The 18,950-nt window shown below is 60.7% G+C and carries 16 protein-coding genes and 2 pseudogenes; 5 read left to right on the top strand and 13 right to left on the bottom strand.

The genetic code is table 11. The annotated features are described in order from the left end of the window. The first annotated feature begins 18 nt into the window (after window positions 1-18). Window positions 19-1,071, top strand: a complete 1,053-nt coding sequence (locus B0G69_RS34390; protein ID WP_121324568.1) for a LacI family DNA-binding transcriptional regulator — start codon at window positions 19-21, stop codon at window positions 1,069-1,071. Here the strand turns inward: B0G69_RS34390 and B0G69_RS34395 are convergent. From B0G69_RS34395 to B0G69_RS34440, 10 genes and pseudogenes are all read right to left on the bottom strand, one after another. After that, window positions 1,050-1,439 (bottom strand): type II toxin-antitoxin system VapC family toxin, encoded by a 390-nt coding sequence (locus tag B0G69_RS34395; RefSeq protein ID WP_121324569.1) that lies wholly within the window; start codon window positions 1,437-1,439, stop codon window positions 1,050-1,052. The genes B0G69_RS34390 and B0G69_RS34395 overlap by 22 nt on opposite strands. Then, window positions 1,436-1,669, bottom strand: a complete 234-nt coding sequence (locus B0G69_RS34400) for a type II toxin-antitoxin system Phd/YefM family antitoxin (protein ID WP_121324570.1) — start codon at window positions 1,667-1,669, stop codon at window positions 1,436-1,438. The genes B0G69_RS34395 and B0G69_RS34400 overlap by 4 nt, the downstream gene beginning before the upstream one ends. Window positions 1,670-2,153: 484 nt before the next feature. Further along, a pseudogene (locus B0G69_RS34405) lies at window positions 2,154-2,383 on the bottom strand (type II toxin-antitoxin system Phd/YefM family antitoxin). 39 nt (window positions 2,384-2,422) lie between these two features. Further along, entirely contained in the window at window positions 2,423-3,553 is a 1,131-nt protein-coding gene (gene ugpC / locus B0G69_RS34410; RefSeq protein ID WP_121324571.1) for a sn-glycerol-3-phosphate ABC transporter ATP-binding protein UgpC, read from the bottom strand. A gap of 91 nt (window positions 3,554-3,644) precedes the next feature. Further along, window positions 3,645-4,982: a GH1 family beta-glucosidase gene (locus B0G69_RS34415; RefSeq protein WP_121324572.1), complete on the bottom strand. Its 1,338-nt coding sequence runs from the start codon at window positions 4,980-4,982 to the stop codon at window positions 3,645-3,647. A 62-nt stretch (window positions 4,983-5,044) separates the two neighbouring features. After that, window positions 5,045-5,884 (bottom strand): carbohydrate ABC transporter permease, encoded by an 840-nt coding sequence (locus tag B0G69_RS34420; protein WP_121324573.1) that lies wholly within the window; start codon window positions 5,882-5,884, stop codon window positions 5,045-5,047. Beyond that, the gene (locus B0G69_RS34425) at window positions 5,881-6,906 is read right to left on the bottom strand and encodes a sugar ABC transporter permease (RefSeq protein ID WP_121324574.1); all 1,026 of its coding nucleotides are present in this window, start codon (window positions 6,904-6,906) and stop codon (window positions 5,881-5,883) included. Before B0G69_RS34425 ends, B0G69_RS34420 begins: the two co-directional genes overlap by 4 nt. A gap of 97 nt (window positions 6,907-7,003) precedes the next feature. Beyond that, a complete protein-coding gene (locus tag B0G69_RS34430; RefSeq protein WP_121324575.1) occupies window positions 7,004-8,251 on the bottom strand; it encodes an extracellular solute-binding protein in 1,248 nt (415 codons plus the stop codon). A gap of 204 nt (window positions 8,252-8,455) precedes the next feature. Beyond that, a complete protein-coding gene (locus B0G69_RS34435; protein ID WP_121324576.1) occupies window positions 8,456-9,508 on the bottom strand; it encodes a LacI family DNA-binding transcriptional regulator in 1,053 nt (350 codons plus the stop codon). Window positions 9,509-9,716: 208 nt separating this feature from the next. Beyond that, window positions 9,717-10,868, bottom strand: a complete 1,152-nt coding sequence (locus B0G69_RS34440; RefSeq protein ID WP_121324577.1) for a porin — start codon at window positions 10,866-10,868, stop codon at window positions 9,717-9,719. Between the two features lie 907 nt (window positions 10,869-11,775). Between B0G69_RS34440 and B0G69_RS34445 the strand changes: the two genes are divergently transcribed. Next, the gene (locus B0G69_RS34445) at window positions 11,776-12,081 is read left to right on the top strand and encodes a BON domain-containing protein (RefSeq protein WP_121324578.1); all 306 of its coding nucleotides are present in this window, start codon (window positions 11,776-11,778) and stop codon (window positions 12,079-12,081) included. A gap of 302 nt (window positions 12,082-12,383) precedes the next feature. Here B0G69_RS34445 and B0G69_RS34450 read toward each other — a convergent pair whose 3' ends face one another. Both B0G69_RS34450 and B0G69_RS34455 read right to left on the bottom strand, forming a co-directional pair. Beyond that, complete coding sequence (locus tag B0G69_RS34450) at window positions 12,384-12,635, bottom strand: hypothetical protein (protein WP_121324579.1); 252 nt, start codon at window positions 12,633-12,635, stop codon at window positions 12,384-12,386. Between the two features lie 69 nt (window positions 12,636-12,704). Next, window positions 12,705-12,917, bottom strand: coding sequence for a hypothetical protein (locus tag B0G69_RS34455; protein WP_121324580.1), 213 nt, complete (start codon window positions 12,915-12,917; stop codon window positions 12,705-12,707). A gap of 524 nt (window positions 12,918-13,441) precedes the next feature. Here B0G69_RS34455 and B0G69_RS34460 point away from each other — a divergent pair. The 3 genes and pseudogenes from B0G69_RS34460 to B0G69_RS34470 all read left to right on the top strand — a co-directional run. Further along, window positions 13,442-14,905 carry a mechanosensitive ion channel family protein gene (locus tag B0G69_RS34460; protein ID WP_121324581.1) on the top strand — a complete coding sequence of 488 codons (1,464 nt, stop codon included), beginning with the start codon at window positions 13,442-13,444 and terminating at the stop codon, window positions 14,903-14,905. A 335-nt stretch (window positions 14,906-15,240) separates the two neighbouring features. Next, window positions 15,241-15,951: a lysophospholipid acyltransferase family protein gene (locus B0G69_RS34465; RefSeq protein ID WP_121324582.1), complete on the top strand. Its 711-nt coding sequence runs from the start codon at window positions 15,241-15,243 to the stop codon at window positions 15,949-15,951. Window positions 15,952-16,097: 146 nt separating this feature from the next. After that, a pseudogene (locus B0G69_RS34470) lies at window positions 16,098-16,742 on the top strand (endo-1,4-beta-xylanase); the annotation flags it as partial. Between the two features lie 76 nt (window positions 16,743-16,818). Here B0G69_RS34470 and B0G69_RS34475 read toward each other — a convergent pair. Beyond that, window positions 16,819-18,384, bottom strand: coding sequence for an alpha/beta hydrolase (locus B0G69_RS34475; protein WP_121324583.1), 1,566 nt, complete (start codon window positions 18,382-18,384; stop codon window positions 16,819-16,821). Window positions 18,385-18,950 lie beyond the last annotated feature (566 nt).

An 18,950-nucleotide genomic window follows, 5' to 3' on the forward strand; every position in this document is an offset into this window, starting at 1 on the left:
CGTACGCCCTCATCACGCATGGCAAGGCAGACCCCGACGCTCGAGCATGTCGCCAAGCTCGCCGGCGTCTCGCAGATGACCGCTTCGCGCGCGCTCAACGGCCGCCCTGGCGTGTCGCGCGAAACTCGCGACGAAGTGCTGCGAATCGCGTCGGATATCGGTTACGTCGTCAACCGCACTGCGCAGAAACTCTCGGGTGGCCGCAACGGCATCATCGGCATCATCACGCCGACACTGGACACCCAGTTCTCCAGCGAGCTGATTCTCGGCGCGGGGCGCGCGGCGCGCGGCGCGGGTTGCGAGATGCTGGTCTACACGGTATTCGACGAAGACCGCGATACGCATCACGACCTGCTCGGCCTGATCCAGCAATTCTCGGATGGGATTCTCGCCATCCTGCCGCGCGAATCGCTCTGTCTCGAAGCGCTCGCTACCGCCAAGGTGCCGGTCGTCGTCGTCGATCAGCGCGGCACGCTGACCGGTTTTCCATCGGTGTCGGTCGATAACTATGGCGGCGCCTGTCTTGCGGTCGAGCATCTCGCGGAACTCGGTCACAAGCGGATCGCGTTCCTCGCCGGCGACGAAACGATCGAAGGGGTGCGCGACCGTCAGCGCGGCTATCACGACACGCTGGCCCGGCTCGGGCTGCCGCGTGAGGACGCCCTGGTCGCCGCCGGTGATCTGTCGCAAATGATGGCATTCGATGTCACGTTCGATCTGCTCAATCTCGCCGATCCGCCCACCGCCATCTTCACCGCGAACGATCAAAGCGCGTTTGGCGTGATCGCCGCGATCAGGGAAGCGGGCTTGCGCGTGCCGGACGACATTTCGGTGATCGGCTTCGACGACATCCCGATGTCGGAGCAATTTCATCCGGCACTCACGACGATCCGTCAACCTTTCCAGCAGATGGCGCGCTCGGCGGTCAATACGCTGCTCGCGCGGATTGCCGGTATCGATGCAGCCTCGCAGCGCATCACGCTGCCGGCGGAACTGGTCGTGCGCGACTCCACCGGACCAGTCCGCACGAAGCCGCGCCGCCGCGCACGTCACCAGATGGTTTCCACGTAAGTCGAGGCGCGCACCTTCGCGTCCGACGTGACGAGCGCGCCGCCGAACGTGCGGGCAGTGGCGACGATCAGGCGCTGATGGGACGTGAGCGCGGACGACAGCCGCGCCGCGCGCAAGGCGATTTCGGTGTCCACCGGAACCATCCGCACACCTTCCATCGAGACGAACGTCGACAGCCAGCAGCGCGCGTCCATCGACAACCCGAGCCGGCCGTCGTTGACGAATTCCGCGATTTCGAGCGCACTGATCGCCGAAATCAGGATTTCACCGCCGTCCAGTTCGCGATCGATCGCGTCGTGTGCTGCCTGACTCAATGCCTTCTGTCTGCTCAGCCAGCACACCAGTGCAAGCGTATCGAGCGTGATCATCGATCTTCCTGCTCCGCCGTGACAGGAAGGGGCAAGTGCTTCATGTTGAAATGCACGATCGAAGCACGCAACAGTTCGAGCGGGTTCTCCTGCTTGTTGCGATAGGGCCTGATTTCGATGGTGGGCTGCCCACGGTCCGTGACGACAACGGTCTCCCCCAGCATTTCCACCTGCCTGAACAGTTCACAGGCCCTCGACTTGAAAATGGCCTTCGATACTCTCTTTTCCATTGCGCTCTCCACCCAGATAATTCAACCAGCTATTTTTTGGATCGGGCCGCAACGATTGCGGGTGGCGGCCAGATATTCGTTATCGATTTTCAACCTGCTACAAGGAAGCTCTCTCCGGCCTCCCTATTTCCAACAACGCACGTGCAACGGTCTGGCAACATGTCGTCGCACGTGCGGAGCGGCGCTCCGATCAGGCCGATAGCCGCCTTTGTCGTGATAGTGGAACAGGTATAGATTTAACGTTATCCCTAACGTTAGATTATGTTAATAGCACCATGGTGCGACCGCCATGCGGAGTTTACCTGGTCTCGTGGGGCGGCTCCGGAGATTCGCCTACAACGCCGCGCGGCGCCTTTCGACAGGTGAAAGCATGTTGCAAGGTGGCGGTTAATGCACGGCGAACGGGCGACCGTTATCGCTAACGTTACAGATACCCAGCGCGCGCCCAAATAGCTGCTGGTTCCCGCGGCAGCATCGAGCCTATTCACTGCTCTTCCTCTATCGGGTCCGGCTGCGACGCCTGCGTAGCATGGAAATGAACGATCGATGCGCGCAACAGTTCAAGCGGATTGTCGAGCTTGCTGCGATAGGGGCGAATCTCGATGGTCGGTTGCCCACGATCCGTGACCACCACGGTTTCCCCTGCGACTCGACCTGCCGGAACAGTTCGCATGCCCTGGACTTGAATATGGCTTTCGATACTCTCTTTTCCATTGCGCTCTCGACCCGACCGGTTGTTGGTTATCGACGCGGTCAAATCATCGCGTGGACGTGCCCTTCGACTTCGCTACGCTCAAACGGCACCGCAACGCCGTCCGCATCGAACAGCGTGACCGCCGACGCCGCCACCTTGATGCCGACGCGCGCGCCGACCGCATGCTGCGCATCCTTCTTGTCGAGCTTCAGTGAAATCGCCTGCCCCGCGCCGTCGAGGTGCGCATGCAGCAGCGATACGTCGCCCAGATGCTCGACCAGTTCGACGCGCGCGCCGAGTCCTTCGCCCGCCGCGCCGATGCCGAGATGCTCGGCCCGCACCCCGAGTGTCAGCTTGCCGCCGAGCGGCCGGCCCGGACGGCCAGGCAACACGATCTGTTCAGTCGCGCCGGCAAGCGTGATGACGGTTTGAGTTTCGCCTTGCAAGACGAGCGTGGCGGGCAGCATGTTCATCTGCGGCGAGCCGAGAAAGCCGCCGACGAAACGGTTGGCCGGCCGGTCGTACAGATCGAGCGGCGCGCCGATCTGCTCGATATGTCCTTTGTTGAAGACGACGATTTTCTCGCCCAGCGTCATGGCTTCGACCTGGTCGTGCGTGACGTAGATCATCGTCGTGCCGAGTTCGCGATGCAGCTTCGCGAGCTCGATGCGCATCTGCACGCGCAGCGCCGCGTCGAGATTTGATAGCGGTTCATCGAACAGGAACACGCGCGGCTTGCGCACGATCGCCCGTCCTATCGCGACGCGTTGCCGCTGACCACCCGAGAGCGCCTTCGGCTTACGTTCGAGCAGATGGCTGATCTGCAGAATCTCTGCCGCCCGTCCGACCGCCTCACGGACTTCCTGCTTCGACTTGCCCGACAGTTTCAGCGAAAAGCCCATGTTTTCCGCGACCGTCATGTGCGGGTAGAGCGCGTAGCTCTGAAACACCATCGAGATGCCACGGTCTGCGGGCTGCAGGTCGTTGACCCGTACGCCGTCGATCAGAATGTCGCCGCCGCTCACCGATTCGAGCCCGGCGATCATGCGCAGCATGGTTGACTTCCCGCACCCGGACGGCCCGACGAAAACCGTGAACTGACCATCCGGAATGTGAAGATCAATGCCCTGAATGACCTGTGGCCCTTCACCATACGTCTTCGCGACGCTGCGCAATACGAGTTCGCCCATGTCTAGCTTCTCCTGAATCCGTAACCTTGCTCTCCCGCGCGACACCGCCCGTGGGGCGCGTCACGCGGGTTGTGATGCCGGTGCCTTCGCTTTAGCGGGGCAACGCCGCGCCGGCGTGCTGCGCGATCACGTCGCGATACCAGTGCGCGCTGTCCTTCGGCGTGCGCTGCTGGCTTGCGTAGTCGACGTACACCATGCCGAAGCGCTTGTCGTAGCCGGACGCCCATTCGAAGTTGTCCATCAGGCTCCACGCGAAATAGCCGGCCACGTCGACACCTTTTTGCGCGGCATCTGATAATGCGGCCAGATGCAGGTCGTAGAACTCGATGCGGTCGGTGTCGCGCACGCGCCCGTTGTCCAGCACGTCCCTGGCCGCGCAGCCGTTTTCGGTGATGTAGATGGGCGGCAGCTTGTAGTTCGCGTTCAGGCCGCTCAGCAATTCGGTCAGCCCTTGCGGATAGACTTCCCAGTCCATGTCCGTGAAGCCGAGTGCGCCCGGCGGCCGCTTTTCACCGGATGCGCTCGCGAAAATGCGCGTGTAGTAGTTGATGCCCAGAAAGTCCATAGGCGTGCCAATGATGTCGAAGTCGCCCTCGCGAATCACTTCTTGCGGGCCGTTCTCGCCGTACCATTGCAGCGCCTCGGCCGGATATTCGCCCTTGAACAGCGGGTCCATATACCAGCTGACGAACTTCGAATATTCGAGCGATGCGGCGGCCTGGTCCGCGGGCGAATCGGTCGCGCCGTGCGCCGGCGACTGATTCAGCACGATGCCCAGCGGCGCCTTCACGCCGTCGGCGCGCAGTGCCTGCAATGCGAGGCCGTGCGAGAGCAGCAGATGGTGCGAGACGTTCGCGGCTTTTTTCAGGTCTGCGTTGCCCGGCGCGAAATAGCCGGTCGCGTTGCCGAGCCACGCGGTACACCACGGCTCGTTGTGAGTCGCGATCGACGCCACCCGGTCGCCGAGTACGCTGCCGATCTTGCGGGCGTAGTCGGCGAAGCGATAGGCGGTGTCGCGGTTTTCCCAGCCGTTTTGCGTTTCCTGCAACGCGAGCGGCAAGTCCCAGTGATACAGCGTCGCGAACGGCTGAATGCCACGCTTGAGCAAGCCGTCGACGAGACGCTCATAGAAGCCGAGACCTTTCTCGTTGAACGCGCCACGGCCGTCCGGCTGCACGCGCGGCCATGCGATCGAGAAGCGATAAGCTTGCATGCCGAGTTCGGCCATCAGGTCGAGATCCTGCTCGAGACGATGGTAGTGATCGCACGCGACATCGCCGTTCTCGCCGTTCACGACCTTGCCCGGCACGCTGCAGAACGCGTCCCAGATCGACGGGCCGCGGCCGTCTTCATGCGCTGCGCCTTCAATCTGATAGGAACTGGTGGCGACGCCCCAAACGAAGTCTTCCTTGAACCGATATGTCGACATAAATAGTGTTGTCCTGGATAGTCATGCCCCGGTGAGGGCTCGAAGTAGTCGGATGAACCAGATCAGGCCTTGACCGCGCCGGTCGTCAGACCGTCGATCAACCGGCGCGAAGTGAACGCGAACAGCACGAGGAGCGGCAGCACCGCAACCGCCGAACCCGCCATTACCGCGCCCCAATCCGAATTGGTCGGGCTCTGCAGAATGCGCAGCGCGAGCGGCAGCGTGTACATCGACGGCGAGCGCAGCACGACGAGCGCCGACAGGAAGTTATTCCATGCCTGGATGAAGCTGATGAGCCCAAGCGTGCCCAATGCCGGTCCCAGCAGCGGCAGCACCACGCTCCAGTAAATGCGGAATTCGCCGCAACCGTCGATGCGCGCCGCCTCGATGAGTTCGGACGGAATCGCGGACGCAACGTACTGGCGCATCAGGAACACGCCGAGCGCGGCGGCCGCGCCGGGCACGTACAGCGCGCGAGGCTCGTTGATCCAGCCGAGCAGGTTCATCGTCATGAAGGTCGGAATCATGCCGAGGAACGGCGGCACCAGCATCGCCGTCAGCGCGAGCGCGAACAGCGCCTTCTTGAAGCGGAACTCATACATCGCGAACGCGTAGCCCGCCATCGACGTGACGAGCAGCGTCAGCAGGGTCTGCATGGTGGCTGTATAGAAGCTCCAGCCGAGGTTGCGCCAGAACGGGATGTGCCGCATCAGCGAGGCCATGTTGTCCAGAAAGGCGCTGCCGAACCACAACGGCGGCGGCATCGAAAAGATTTCGGAGCTGGTGTGCGTCGCGAATACGAACATGACATAGAACGGCGAGAACATCAGCAGCGCGCCCGCCAGCACGATTGCGTAGCCGGTATAGCGGGCCTTGTTATTCGACAGTTGCGACAGTTTCATCGCTGGTTCTCCTCGTTCATGCCGCTGCGGTGAAAGATGCGCGTGTTGAGCCACATCAGTGCGGCGATGGTGATGAACAGCAGCCACGCAATCGAGCTCGCGGTGCCGAAATCGCCGTCGTGGAAAGCCGTGCGGTACATGTAGACGGCCGTGGTCAAACCCGATTGACTCGTGCCCATACCTTCGTTCGGCAGCAGGATGAACGGCTCTTCGAACAGTTGCAGACCGCCGATGATGGACAGCGTCACCGCGAAGAAAATCATCGGCTTGATGAGCGGGATCGTGATGCGCGTGAATTGCTGCCAGCCGTTCGCGCCGTCGATCTTCGCGGCTTCGTACAGATCCTTTGGAATGGTTTGCAGCGCCGACAGATAAAGCACCGTATTCCAGCCGACATAACGCCAGAAAATCACCACCGACACTGCCGGCTTGACACTGGCCGGCTTATACAGCCATTCCATAGGATGAGCCGGCACGATCCAGTGCAGGCCCGGCAAATTGCCAATCTCGGCGATCGCGAGATTGATCATGCCGAAGTCCGTCGAGTACAGCGACGAGAAGATCAATGCGATCGCCACGCTCGACGTGATGAACGGCAGGAAGTACAGACCGACGACGAAATTGCGCCAGCGGCGAAACGCGGTCTGCAGGAAAAACGCGAGCGGCAGCGCAATCAGATGTTGCGGCAAGCCGGACATGATGGCCATCGATGCCGTGTTGTAGAGCGACTTCCAGTACCACGGGTCGGTCAGCGTGAACGTGAAGTTCGACAGGCCCACCCACTTCATGCTGGCGAGTCCCGCCGTCGCGTCCCAACTCTGGAACGACAGATACAGCGAGAACAGCAGCGGAAAAGCGATGAACAACGCGAACAGCGCGAAAAAGGGCGTGAGAAACAGGTAAGGCGCGATCTTCACCGGATCGATCAGCGACTTCTTGCGCGGCGCGCTCAGCGGCAGGCGCGCGTCGGCGATGCGCCTGTCAGGGGCGGCCGGTTCGGGTGTGGGCAGCGAAAGGCTCATCGGTAGTTCCGTCCATCCAGTCTGGCGCAGCGGGCGAGCGACGCCGGCCACGCTATTGCAAACTCGGCACGGCGCGCGCGAGCGCCGTGCCGCTTCCTCAACGCCGGACGCGATGTGCGATCTGGTCCTGCGCTTCCTTCAGTGCCGTGCCAATGTCTTCGTTGCTGTCGACGACCTTGTCGAGCGCCGAGTGCACCGCTTCTTCGGCCACCTGGTCATACTTGCTGCGCTGGATCGACGGAATATGTCCGGCCGCATCGCGCCAGATCAGGCGCGCCTTTTCGTTGCCCAGGAACGCGACCGGCTCGGCGAAGAAGCCGTCGTTCTGCGCGGCGAGCAGCGCCGGGAATGCGTCGATCGAACGGAACGATGCGAGTTGCGTGTCCTGGCGCGTCGTCAGGAACTTGATGAATTCCCACGACATCGGCTTCTGGGTCGCCTTCACCGGAATCGCGTAGAACGTGCCGCCAAACGACGCGTACGCGTTGTTCGGCAGATTGGCCGCGCGCCATAGACCCTTCGTGTCTGGCGCGATCCACGACGACAGGTGGCCGCCGAGCCACGCGCCCATCATCTGCGTGGCGACGGTGCCGCGCTTGAAGCTTTCGGCCCATTCGTTCGACCACGGCGTGATCTTGGCGTCGAGGCCGAGATCGCGCGCCTTCTTCGCGAGCTTGAATGCGTTGACGAAGCGCTCGGACGTGACGACAGGATTGCCGGCCTTGTCGAAGTACACGCCGTCGCCTTCCTTCAGGTCGGCGCGAATGTAGATATCCTCGATATCGCGCGACGACGCCATCAGGTACGCGCCGGTGGCCTTCTTGATCTTCTGCCCCGCAGCGAGATACGAGTCCCACGACTTGTTCAGATCGGCTTCGGTGACGCCCGCCTTGTCGAGAATGTCCTTGCGATAGAACAGCGTGCCCGGGCCGATGTCGGCCGGCATGCCGACGATCGCGCCATCCTGCGTGGTGGCCTGCGCGAACGTGTAGCGGATGAACTGGTTCCTGTACTGGCCCGCGTTGTAGGGCGCCTTCGACAGGTCTTCCAGGCCCCCGCCCGCCGCGAACCGGCCGATGAAGCCGACTTCGACCGCCATCACGTCGGGCAGATCGGAACTGGTCGCGAGCGCGGTGGTCATCGCGTTGTGGTGGTCAGCGATCGCCAGCGACGACACCTTGATATCGACGTCTGGATGGAGCTTCTTCCATGCGGGCAGCGCGTCCTTGATCTCCTGATCCAGCTTCGGAAAGACCGCGACCGTCAACGTGGTGTTGGCTTGCGCGCCGGCTGCCGCAAGGCTGAGCAGCACGGCGGCGGCAGGACCTGAAAAGCGAAATTTCATTACTCGTCTCCTTGTGAACCGTTTTGTTGATTGCATTCGGTTGCTCGTTGCTTCTTCTTTTGCTTCGTTTGCTTCTTTGTGCCTGCTTCCGGTTTGCCTATGAATTGTTAGCGGTAACTTAAAAACTCGGCATATTTGAAAGCGCTTTCACGGCGCCGCAAAAAAAACCCCTCGGGGTGCTGCAGCCTTATGGCTGCGGGATGGCTAACTTCGCGCCGCTTTTCGCCTAGATGGAGGCGCGATCCGGCAAGTGGTTTCCCGCGTCACGAGCGTGAGCGGAATCGGGTTCAGCGCAATGGGTTGCTTGCGGATCATCTGCACGATGCCCTGAGCCGCGAGGCGCCCGATTTCATAGGTGGGCTGGCGGACCGTCGTCAACGGTGGCGTCATGTACGACGAGGTAGGCAAATCGTCGAAGCCGACCAGCGAGATATCTTCCGGCACGCGCAGACCACGATGAAAAATCGTGAGACGCGCGCCGTAGGCAGTCTGGTCGTTCGCGCAGAAGACCGCGCTGAACACGGGGGCGCGCTCGAACAATCGCGCCATCGCCGCCACGCCGCCCGTCTCGAGATAGTCGCCCTGCTCGACGAGTTCGGCGTCAAAGCCGATGCCCGCTTCTTCGAGCGCCATCCGGTAACCGTCGAGGCGCTCGATCGCATCCTCGTGATTGGACGGCCCCGCGATGAACGCGATCCTGCGATGGCCCTGCTCGATCAGATGCCTGGTTGCGTCGCGCGCGCCCTGCACGTTGTCGAGCGGCAAGCTCGCGAGCGTCGCGCTGTTTCTCAGCGACCGCCCCAGTACAAGTAAGGGCGCATGCCTGGAATATTCGTTTAGCGAGGACTCGTCGAGTTGGGCGTGCAGCAGAATCATTCCGTCGACGCGGCGCGCGATGAATTGCTCGAGGCGCGCCATCTCGTCCTTGACGTTCCAGCGACTGCTGACGAAGAGCGCGGTGAAGCCCGTCTCCGACAAACCGTCTTCGATACCGCGCAGCCACTCCGCATAAAACGGACTGGACACGGTTTGCGTGAGCACGCCGATCGTGTCGGTCCTGCCGCTCGCGAGGCTGCGCGCCAGCACGTTGGGCCGGTAATTAAATCGCGCGATAGCCTGCTCCACCGCCTTCTGCTTGGCCGGCAATACGCGCGCCGTGCCGTTCAGGATGCGCGACACCGTGCTGGGGGAAACGCCGGCTGCCCGAGCGATTTCCTCAAGTGTCACATTGGGTGGATTAGGGCTGTCGTCGATCATGTCCGCAGCATACGGTTTTTTGAAAGCGCTTTCAAACGTGAGTAAACCCTACCCGATACCGCATAGACGCAGGAGGTGATCCCAAAAAAACAGCCAGCGCGACGAGGGTGGAGGATTACGTCGCACCGGCCTCTCTAGTGAAGAGATATAAGCAGTACTTTAAAACCCGGAGATCACTACACTACTTGCCCGTTAAGGCAGGTCCAGCTTAGAACGTCGTCATGATGCCCGCGAACACGCCGGTCTGGCTCTGACCGTAGTTCGGGTTGCTGTTGGACGAGGTGTTGGTCGCCGCATCGAAGTTGTTGTTGCCGTACGGCCCGTTGCCGAGGTTCAGGTTCGACGTCGAGCTGTTGTGGACGTAGCCGGCTTCCGTATAGAGGAAGGTGCGCTTGGACAGGGCGTACGTCGCGGCGAGCGTGAACAGCGTCGCGTTGCCGTTGCCGTTGTTCGCGTTCGCGTGGAACACCGCGCCGGTGATCGCCGTGGCCGTGGTCACCTGCCACGCTGCGCCGACCCATTCGTGGTTGACGCTGGTCGGTGCGCTCACGCCGATCGGCTGCGAAGCGTCGCTCACGCCCATGCTCGAATTGGTTGCGTCGGGTGCGCTCAGGTGCTGGTAGCCAGCGTACAGCTTCACCGGGCCGAAGACATACGTACCGCCCGCGAGGATGGAACGCGAAGCCGAGTAGACGTTGTTGAACGAACCGTTCGCGCCGCGGACTTCGTCGTAAATCACGCGGAAGTCGCCGCTGCCGAACGTGTAGATACCTTCGACGGCGTTGGTGCGGCCTTGACCGGTCGGAACACCTTGCGCGTTATTCGGCGCCGAGTTCCAGCTCGTGTTGTTGGTCAGCGAATACTGTCCTTTGAGGACGAGGCCGCCAAGCAGCACCGGCGAGTTGTATTCCGCGCCGTTGCTGGTGCTTGCCCAGTTACGGCCGCGCACCAAAGTCGAGATAGCGTAGCGCTGCATCAGCTGCGGGTCAGTGCCCCAGCTGTCCTGCGACAGTTCGCCGGCGCCGAGGTTACCCATCTTGAACAGACCGAAACGGTCATTCGTGAAGCCGACCGTAGCGTGGCGGCCGAACAGATTGCCCGCGGACGCGCCGGTCATCGTGTTGAGCTGACCTTCCAACTGGAAGACCGCCTTGGTGCCGCCGCCCAGATCTTCGGCGCCTTCCAGGCCGAACCACGAGCAGCCCCAGTTACCGCTCTGAGCGGCCCATGCGTGACCACCCGGCAGGCCGGTCTCGTATTGAATACCGTTGTCGATACGGCCATACAGCGTGACGCTGCTCTGCGCGTGGGCCACCGTCGCAGCTGCCATCATGGACAAAGCAAGAACTTCTTTTTTCATTAGATATCCTATATACATTTGGGCGTCTCCAAGCCGCTCAGGATGTGCTGATTCATCGCACTCCCCGCTTTGCTGAAATGTCCGATACACATTTCGAGGCGATTATAGGTAGCGCCAATGCGCGGCGTATCGATCTTCCGTGTCAGGGAAAACGCTGTTGCACATAGCTGTTGCGTGCAATTCAATGACGAAGTAGCACGCGCTTCGTGACCATGCGGCCGTGGTCATGTGCCTGGCAAATCCGTTTGAATCCGTGCAGTGAAAAGCCGCCCAAACGACGCGCGCTGCGTGCCCGGCGATTCGCGGGACGCGAGCAAGCGTTCGAACACGCACGTGCGCCGATCTTGATGTTGTGCAAATGCAACGACAAACTGCGCGCCGCTTGTCGAAATCGAGGTACCGGTAACAAGGAATGTGGCTCTCGCCCCTTCGCACGACCGGCAGTGATACGCGAATCACCTGGCCGAGGGACCTTCGGATCGCCGCTCTGGCCGTCGTCAGCAGGCGCCGGGATTCGGGGCTATGATCAACAGATACGACGCTGGGCCACGACTCGTGCTTCGCGTTGGCAGATCGCGAAGTGCGATCTCGTCGACGCATCAACGATGGTTCGCCGCTCCAGGCGGAAGTGGTTCAAGGGGCATTCACCACGGTGCCCCGGCGGCTTGACCTCGTGGCCGTCAATCCAACGCCGCGTTCCCCACGATGAACGCGCAAGTTATTCGCCGGGCGAGAACAAAACTCCCAACCGTCCCGACAGAGAAACCCCCTGATCGCGCCATCCATAGAGGCAGGCATGGTGCGCACAGGGACGTTTGTCATCCCCTTCCGCGGCCCCTCCCGTAGTGGACCGGAAGACTTGCTGCCGGAGTTCGCCGGCACAGTTGCCTCTCGTTAAGGAGCTATCGTGAAAATAGCCATTGCTTCCACTCTCGCATTGTTGATTTCCAGCGCCATCGCACCCGCAGTCCACGCCGAAGGCGATTCGTCGGCCACCGACCGGCAACTCGCCCATAACGTCCGCGTCAGCTTTGCGCATAGCGGCGTCAGCCTGTCTCACGTATTCGTCTTTGCGCGATCGGGACAGGTCACGCTGGTCGGATGGGTGCCCGAGGGCACGCAGGTCGCGCTAGCGGAGCAAAGCGCCCGCACGGTTGACGGTGTCACCTCGGTGAACAATCTGCTTTCGCGATCGGGGGGAAGATTGAATTGACGTTGAAGTCAAACGATATCGCTGCGCGGACGACAGCCAAACCGTCCGCGCGCTCAATATCGGTCTGCTTCGGCAGTTTTGATCGCCTGGGAAATGGACCTGCGCTGGAATACCTGAACAACAGCGAGGTCATGCCAGTGACTACATCAATCGGTCAACTTAAGCGGCAGCGCCCGCGGTGAGCACGGCGTCCGCAAGCGTTGCGGGGAACGTCACTTCCTGATGCGCAACGCCCGGCTCGACACGATAGAGCCATCAAACGCGTACCGTCACCTCGCCCTCGCCCATCGGCAAAGCGATGCTCACGCCCGGTTCCCCGCCTGCAACGGCAACGCTCCCGCATCCCGAACGCTATGCCTCTGACGCAGCACCAGAGCCAACGGAGCTTGCACGCCTTCATGCCGCACCCGCAGCATGTTGCCCTGACGGGTCACGCTCACATGCGTCACCGCCGTACCATCCAGATCGCGCAGCGTCACAGTGGCCGTTGCACCATCGCCCAGTTCGTACAGGTGTATTTCGCCACGTCTCGCATGATATTTCTCAGTTTGCATCTGCTGACCTCTGAAGGTCCTTCGCACCGCTTTCCACCAATAATCGCCTCGACTCGAGCGGCTCGACAACTAGCTACTGCCAAGGCGCCGAGTGTCGACTCCAGCCATCTTCAACGTTGCGTCAATCAACTTCAACTCGTGCCCAAAGTCAAGTGCCCATTCCTCGCCGTCGCACCTCACGGTCATACCGTTGTGCATCGAAATCAGGGAACGCGCCTTGTACAGCGCATCGACAAGCTTCGTTTCCCGTTCGGCCTCTCTGACCCATTCATCCGCTCTCATGATGGAATCTCCTCTCAATGAAGCAAGCACGTCGAGATGCCTGTGCTCATGCCAGGGCATCGCCTGTTGCTCAAGTCACGAATTCGACCAACACGGCGGCGCTGCGACCGACCGTGTGCGCCTGGCCGCGTAAGCGGTGACCGCACTCAGTACGCCACCGCTTCCTTGAACGTGTCAGCCTTGGCCAGCCTAGCTCTCGGGAACCGGCCCCCCGATGCGAAGCCGTGTAGCGAATGGCCTCAATTAAAAGTGACAGTTCACAGCCGCGAAATCGCATATACGATACTGTATAAATATACAGGTTTTTGATGGTGCATGGCCGGCGCTGCAGCCACCGTCGAAGAGATACATCTGCCACATCCCGCTTGTGGCACCGGGTCACGTCGGCATGCACGTGCGCTCCCGCAAGCCGCTGCGCGACGCCCGAATCCATGGCGCCTCGCTGGCGTCCGGGTTTCACCCTACACGGTCGTGTTGATGCGATATGTGTATCCTCCCAAGGTTGCCTTGTGGGGGAACCGCCTGTGAAATATCCACTTATTCTCGGATTCGGTATCGTCGCTATCGACGTCATCGTGTGGCGTTTCCGACTTCCTGCTCACGAATTCTCGCGACTCCTGCTACGGCTTGCGCTTTTTTCCGTGCTGAGTTGGGTACTCTTTCAGTCCGGCCTGAGTCCATTCACACAGGCACCCGACCTGAACGCGGTCGAACAGCACTGGTTGGGCCAGGTGCTGGAAATAATCTGGTGGTTGATGGCGGCGCGGCTGCTCACTCTCTCTCTTGATACGCTGTTACTGCCGAGTGCATGGCGACGGCAGCGGTTGTTCTCGGACGTTTTCGGTGCTGTCGTATTTCTTGCCGCGGTCGTGGCAGCTCTTGGTTTCGTGCTTGAGTTGCCGGTGCGTGGGCTCGTCGCCACATCGGGCGCCCTCGCTATCGTACTTGGCCTGGCAATCCAGAGCACACTCAGCGATGTCTTCGCAGGCATCGTGCTTAACACCACTGAACCTTACTCAGTTGGCGACTGGGTGATGATTGATGACGTTGAAGGCAAGGTGGTCGAGATGAACTGGCGCGCCACGCATTTGCTCACCGGTCAGGGAAACACCCTTATTGTTCCCAATGCCGTCGCCGCGAAGGCAAAGATTTCTAACAACAGCAGGCCGGCGAATGTTCATGGCCTGTCGTTGGTCCTGGAGATTGAGCCAGAGGCACGGCCTAAGACGGTGCTCGATGCGTTAGGCCAGGCGCTGACCGGTTGCAACGCCATCCTTGCCGCCCCTGCTCCCTCGGCCCGCATGAAGCGTACTACGCTGAACTCGGTGCAATACGAGGTGGTTGGTTTCGTCGACGATATGAACAAAAAGCTCAATGCATCCAACGAGCTTTTCGACCTCTGCTATCGGCATCTCGCCGCATCAGGCGTAGCACTGCGTGCCCTGGGGATGCCCGCGCCAACCCCTACCGCGCATGACGCCAGGGAAGCACTTCTAAAACGGGTGAGCCTGTTCGAAAGCCTGACAAGCGACGAAATCACACGGCTTGCAGCGCGGCTTTCGAGACACGAATACCAGGCCAATCAACAAATTCTGGCGTCTGAAGCAGTCCCAGATAGTCTTTCAATTGTCCACTCCGGCGTACTTGCCGTTACCTATGCCGAATCGTCCGGCAGCCGTGAGATTGCTCGTATCGGGCCGGACGAAACATTTGGCGAAACCGGGCTGCTCGCCGGACTTCCCATGCATGTTTCCATAGCGACTCTTACCCCTTGCCTGCTATATCAAGTAAGCAAGGACGATATGACCTCGTTCCTGAAAGAGCATCCCCAAGTGGCGAAGCAGATGTGCCAATTGCTGGCCTATCGTCAGGATGCGATTGGTAAACTAATGACCGCTATTCCTGCAGCGAAGGACACAGACCATTCGGTTTTCCAGTGGCTGTTCGACAAAGTTCGGCAGCTGCACTCCCTGCGCGATGATTCGTGAATTGCTGGCGGATGCGCACGCTTGTTGTGCTTCTCCGCAGGCAGCAACCCGCACGATGACCAGGTCATGATGGTGCGATGCCCGCCACCACGTCTTTATTATTGCGGTCCGATTTCATGAATCTTTGATGCTTCGGTACCCAAGAGGCAGAGCTGCAGAAACGTTTTGAATTCGCCGGACGCACATGCAGCTCGAACCGATGGCTTGCTGAGTGCGTCATGTTTCGGGCGCGGGTTGTCACTTTCAGTTTTGGGGAGAGAACCCATCGTTCATGGCGTAGTCTTACTTGTCAACGGTGGAGTGTTTCGCCGGAAACCAATCTAAATCAGGCCCCGATGCGCGCGACATTCACCAAATGGTTGTTCATCGTCTACCTTCTCGGTAGCGGGACGCTGTATTCGATGGTCATATTGCTCCTGTTTCCTTTCGTCGGCCGGGCTGGACGATACTGGCTGGCAAAACAATGGTGCCGGGCACTGGTGATTGTGATGCGTGTGCTGCCGGGAGTGTCCTGTTCGGTAGACGGGCTTGAACATATTCCCGAAGGACCAGCGATACTACTGTGCCGTCACGAATCGACGTGGGAGACCCTCGCGTTTCTCGCGCTTTTTCCACGGCGTATCAGTTTCGTTTTCAAGGAAGAGCTTCTTCGTATTCCTTTTTTTGGATGGGTGCTACGTGGCCTTGATATGGTTAGCCTGAACCGCGGCTCCGCTCGACAGGCACACCAGGCTGTAACGCAAGAAAGCGCTGATCGACTGGCGAAGGGAGACGTCGTTGTCATTTTTCCGGAGGGTACACGGGTGCCACATGACGCCCCGTTGAGGATGACATCGGGAGGCGTGCGATTGGCTTGCGCGACTGGCGCACCTGCTGTCCCGGTGGTTCTCAACGCGGGCAAAGTCTGGCCGGCGAAAGGCTGGCCCAGCGGCCGTGGACGAATTCGTGTGGTTGTCGGTCCGGCATTCTCCCCTCGGGACCTGTCACAGCAGGAACTGGGTAGAGCCGTCCACGAGTGGATGACAAAAGAACTGATGCGGCTTTGATACGTTTAAATCGGAATGGATTTCGACGGTGCGCACGGTCGATAGCACACGACTTCTGTCAACTTGAATGGCGTCGACACCTGCGTGCGGGAGGCGGTCGCCCCCTGCACAAGTAATTCGCCGGATCGTTCAGCCTCTATGCGTGGGACGTGGTCAATGAAGTCATCAGCGACGATCCGCATCAGGTCTATCGCGAAGACAGTCCGTGGTATTCTGCGCTCGGCAAGGACTACATTGCGATTGCGTTCCGTGCGGCGCGGGCGGCCGATCCGAACGTCAAGCTCTATATCAACGACTACAACACCGACGACACAGCCAAGCGCGCGAAACTGCTCTCGGTGATTCGCGAGTTGCGCGCCGAGGGAGCGCCGATCGACGGCGTCGGGCATCAGATGCACATCAGCGTCAACTGTCCGCCACTGCCGAACATCAAGCAGGCTATTGACGACGTCGCCGCGCTCGGACTCGAAAACCAGGTGACGGAGCTCGACGTGAGCCTCTATACCGACTCCGGCGAATGCTGGAGCAACCCGCATGCGTGTCTGCCCGACCTCGGCCGTCCGGTGCCGAACGACGTGATGCGCGCCCAAGCTCAGCGCTATCGCGCCGTGTTCGACCTGTTCGAACAGGAGGCGAGCATCAAGGCGGTGACACTGTGGGGTTATACCGACAAGCACACATGGCTGACATCGACGCCGGTGCCGCGCAACAATCTGCCGCTGCTGTTCGCGGCCAACCTGCAGCCGAAAGCGGCGTTCTGGACGATCGTCGATCCGTCCTATCAGCCGTAATTTTCGCTTGATTCGAGAGACTGCGATGCGCGGGCGCAGTCTCTCGTGGATGGTCGACTATCGCGGCATCGGCTTGTCACGGCTCATAAGACCCGACCTCGTTAAGCTCCGGTAGCTCGTCCGCCGTTTCGTCCGGTTGCCCCGCCGCGGTTTCGTGAGAACGTTCGGGCGACTTGACCACCTGATTCGGCAGCTTGCCGATGCCCTCGTCAATGCGCTCCAGCAGATAGGGGAAGAACGGATTCGATGCGATCCGGAACATGGAGTCGAGCGTCAGAATCAACGTACCGCGTTCGCCTCGCGGGGCGAGCGTGCCCAGATTCTCGTTGAAATTTTCCTCGTCGTTCGGAGCGATGCCATAGAGCGCGTCCGTCACCGGGAACGGAATCGCGACGTGCGACAACGAAAAAATATCCTGTGGATACTCGATGTCCAAAGGCGTGACATGCGTCTCCACTTGGCCCGCATCGACACTGCGCGCGACGGTATGGCTCGAATCCGGCGACGCGTTTGCGATGACCGTGGTGCGATAGTTTTGCGGCCCTGTGCGCAGCAATCGTGAGAGCGCGGTGTACGACGCCACGCGCAGAAAGGTCCTGAATCTCACGCTGCGATTCACGTCGAACAACACGACTTCACTGCCGTTCTCGGGAAGCTGATCGTAGAGCGACGACATCACCGCCGGCGTGCTGACGGTGAAATCGGTCACGGACTGGAACGTCAGCACCGGCGGCAAGGCAACCAGCCTGTTCTCACGATGCAGCCGGTTGATCTGATCCTGAATCGTACTCGTGAGCAGGTAGGATTGACGCGCGCCGTTGACCGGAAACGAGTTGTATTTGAACGGATTGAACTCCGGCACGATGCCGAGCCAGGCGGCCCGCGCGAATGCCGGGAACACCGCAGGCAAGCCGGCCAGTCCGGCAAAGCGGGCATAACGGGTCACGCCGATCATCGGTGAGATCAGCACGACGCGCGTCGGACGCGAGAGCGCAGGATTCTCGATGGAGTCCAGCGCATATTGCAGCGCCAGCGCGCCGCCGTTCGAGAAGCCGACCAATTCGAGCGGCTTGTCCGGACCGATACGCCGGCGCGCTTCGCGCACCGCGAGCCGCGTCGCGGCGGCCCATTCACGCCATTCGACGCGCGTCAGCCCGGCCGGCACCGTACCGTGTCCCGGCAGACGAATGCCGATTGCGACAAAGCCCCGGTCCCGGTAGCGGCGCGCGATATGGCGCAAGCTGAAAGGCGAATCCGTGAGGCCATGCAGCAATACCACCGCGCCCACGGGCGGCCCCGACGGTTCAAGTATGTACGAGCGGTTCCAGTTCTCCGCGAACTGCTCCGGATAGATCGGCGAGCCTTTGTAGTAGCGGTTCGACGGCACGCGCTCGGCCGGTCTCAGTTTCTCGACGACATTGACGCGCACGTCGTTAAAAATCCGCGCCTCTGCCTTCATATAGGCGTTCCAGTCGCCGGCGTCCATTTCCTCGATCGTCATTTCGCGCGGCACATAGGTATGCCAGACCGACAAGTCCGGAGCACGCTGCGCGTACCATGCACGCATCCCTAGCGCGGCGATGATCAGCAGAACCAGAATCAATGCACTTATCTTTATTACCTTCAGCGACGTGCGTAGCATTCGTGCTCTCTTAGTGAGGATTGCACACTCTCGCAGGCTTGGCGCCTGCGTCTTGTGCTTATGCCGCTACCTCGACGGCGTTCAAGGGCTCGAGCGCCAGGCCTCGGCTTACGGTGTCCGTGGTCCGTGGTCCGATCATACGCGCCGGTCGGGCCTTGCAGCGGCCTGCAAGGCGAACGTCGTTCATCGAGCGGACGGAACGACACTATGAAAGAGCGCCGCGATGGCTTTCCCGGTTTGGCTGCGATCACGGCGCGCGTTCGTCGCCTGTTCCCGCCTGGATATCCTAAGGTCTTTTATCCATCCGTTCAAACTCTTGTACCGACCGGTGAATCGCTTCGGCGCTCGCAATGAACTTTTGACATTTGCATAGGAGGCCATGAAGTGCGATGAACTGAGCTGCGAAGGGCGCAGGCGCCGCGATGGGCGGTGCTCGAATGATGAATGGGGTGACCGGTAGCACCGCGCCTTGAATGCAAAACGCGACGTGACGACAGGGGAACGCTTTCACATGGCGTCGCCTTGCGGCAAATCGCTCTCGACCCGCAGAATCGGATAGCTGTTTG

The organism is Paraburkholderia sp. RAU2J (assembly GCF_003634845.1).
Classification (GTDB): Bacteria; Pseudomonadota; Gammaproteobacteria; order Burkholderiales; family Burkholderiaceae; genus Paraburkholderia; species Paraburkholderia fynbosensis.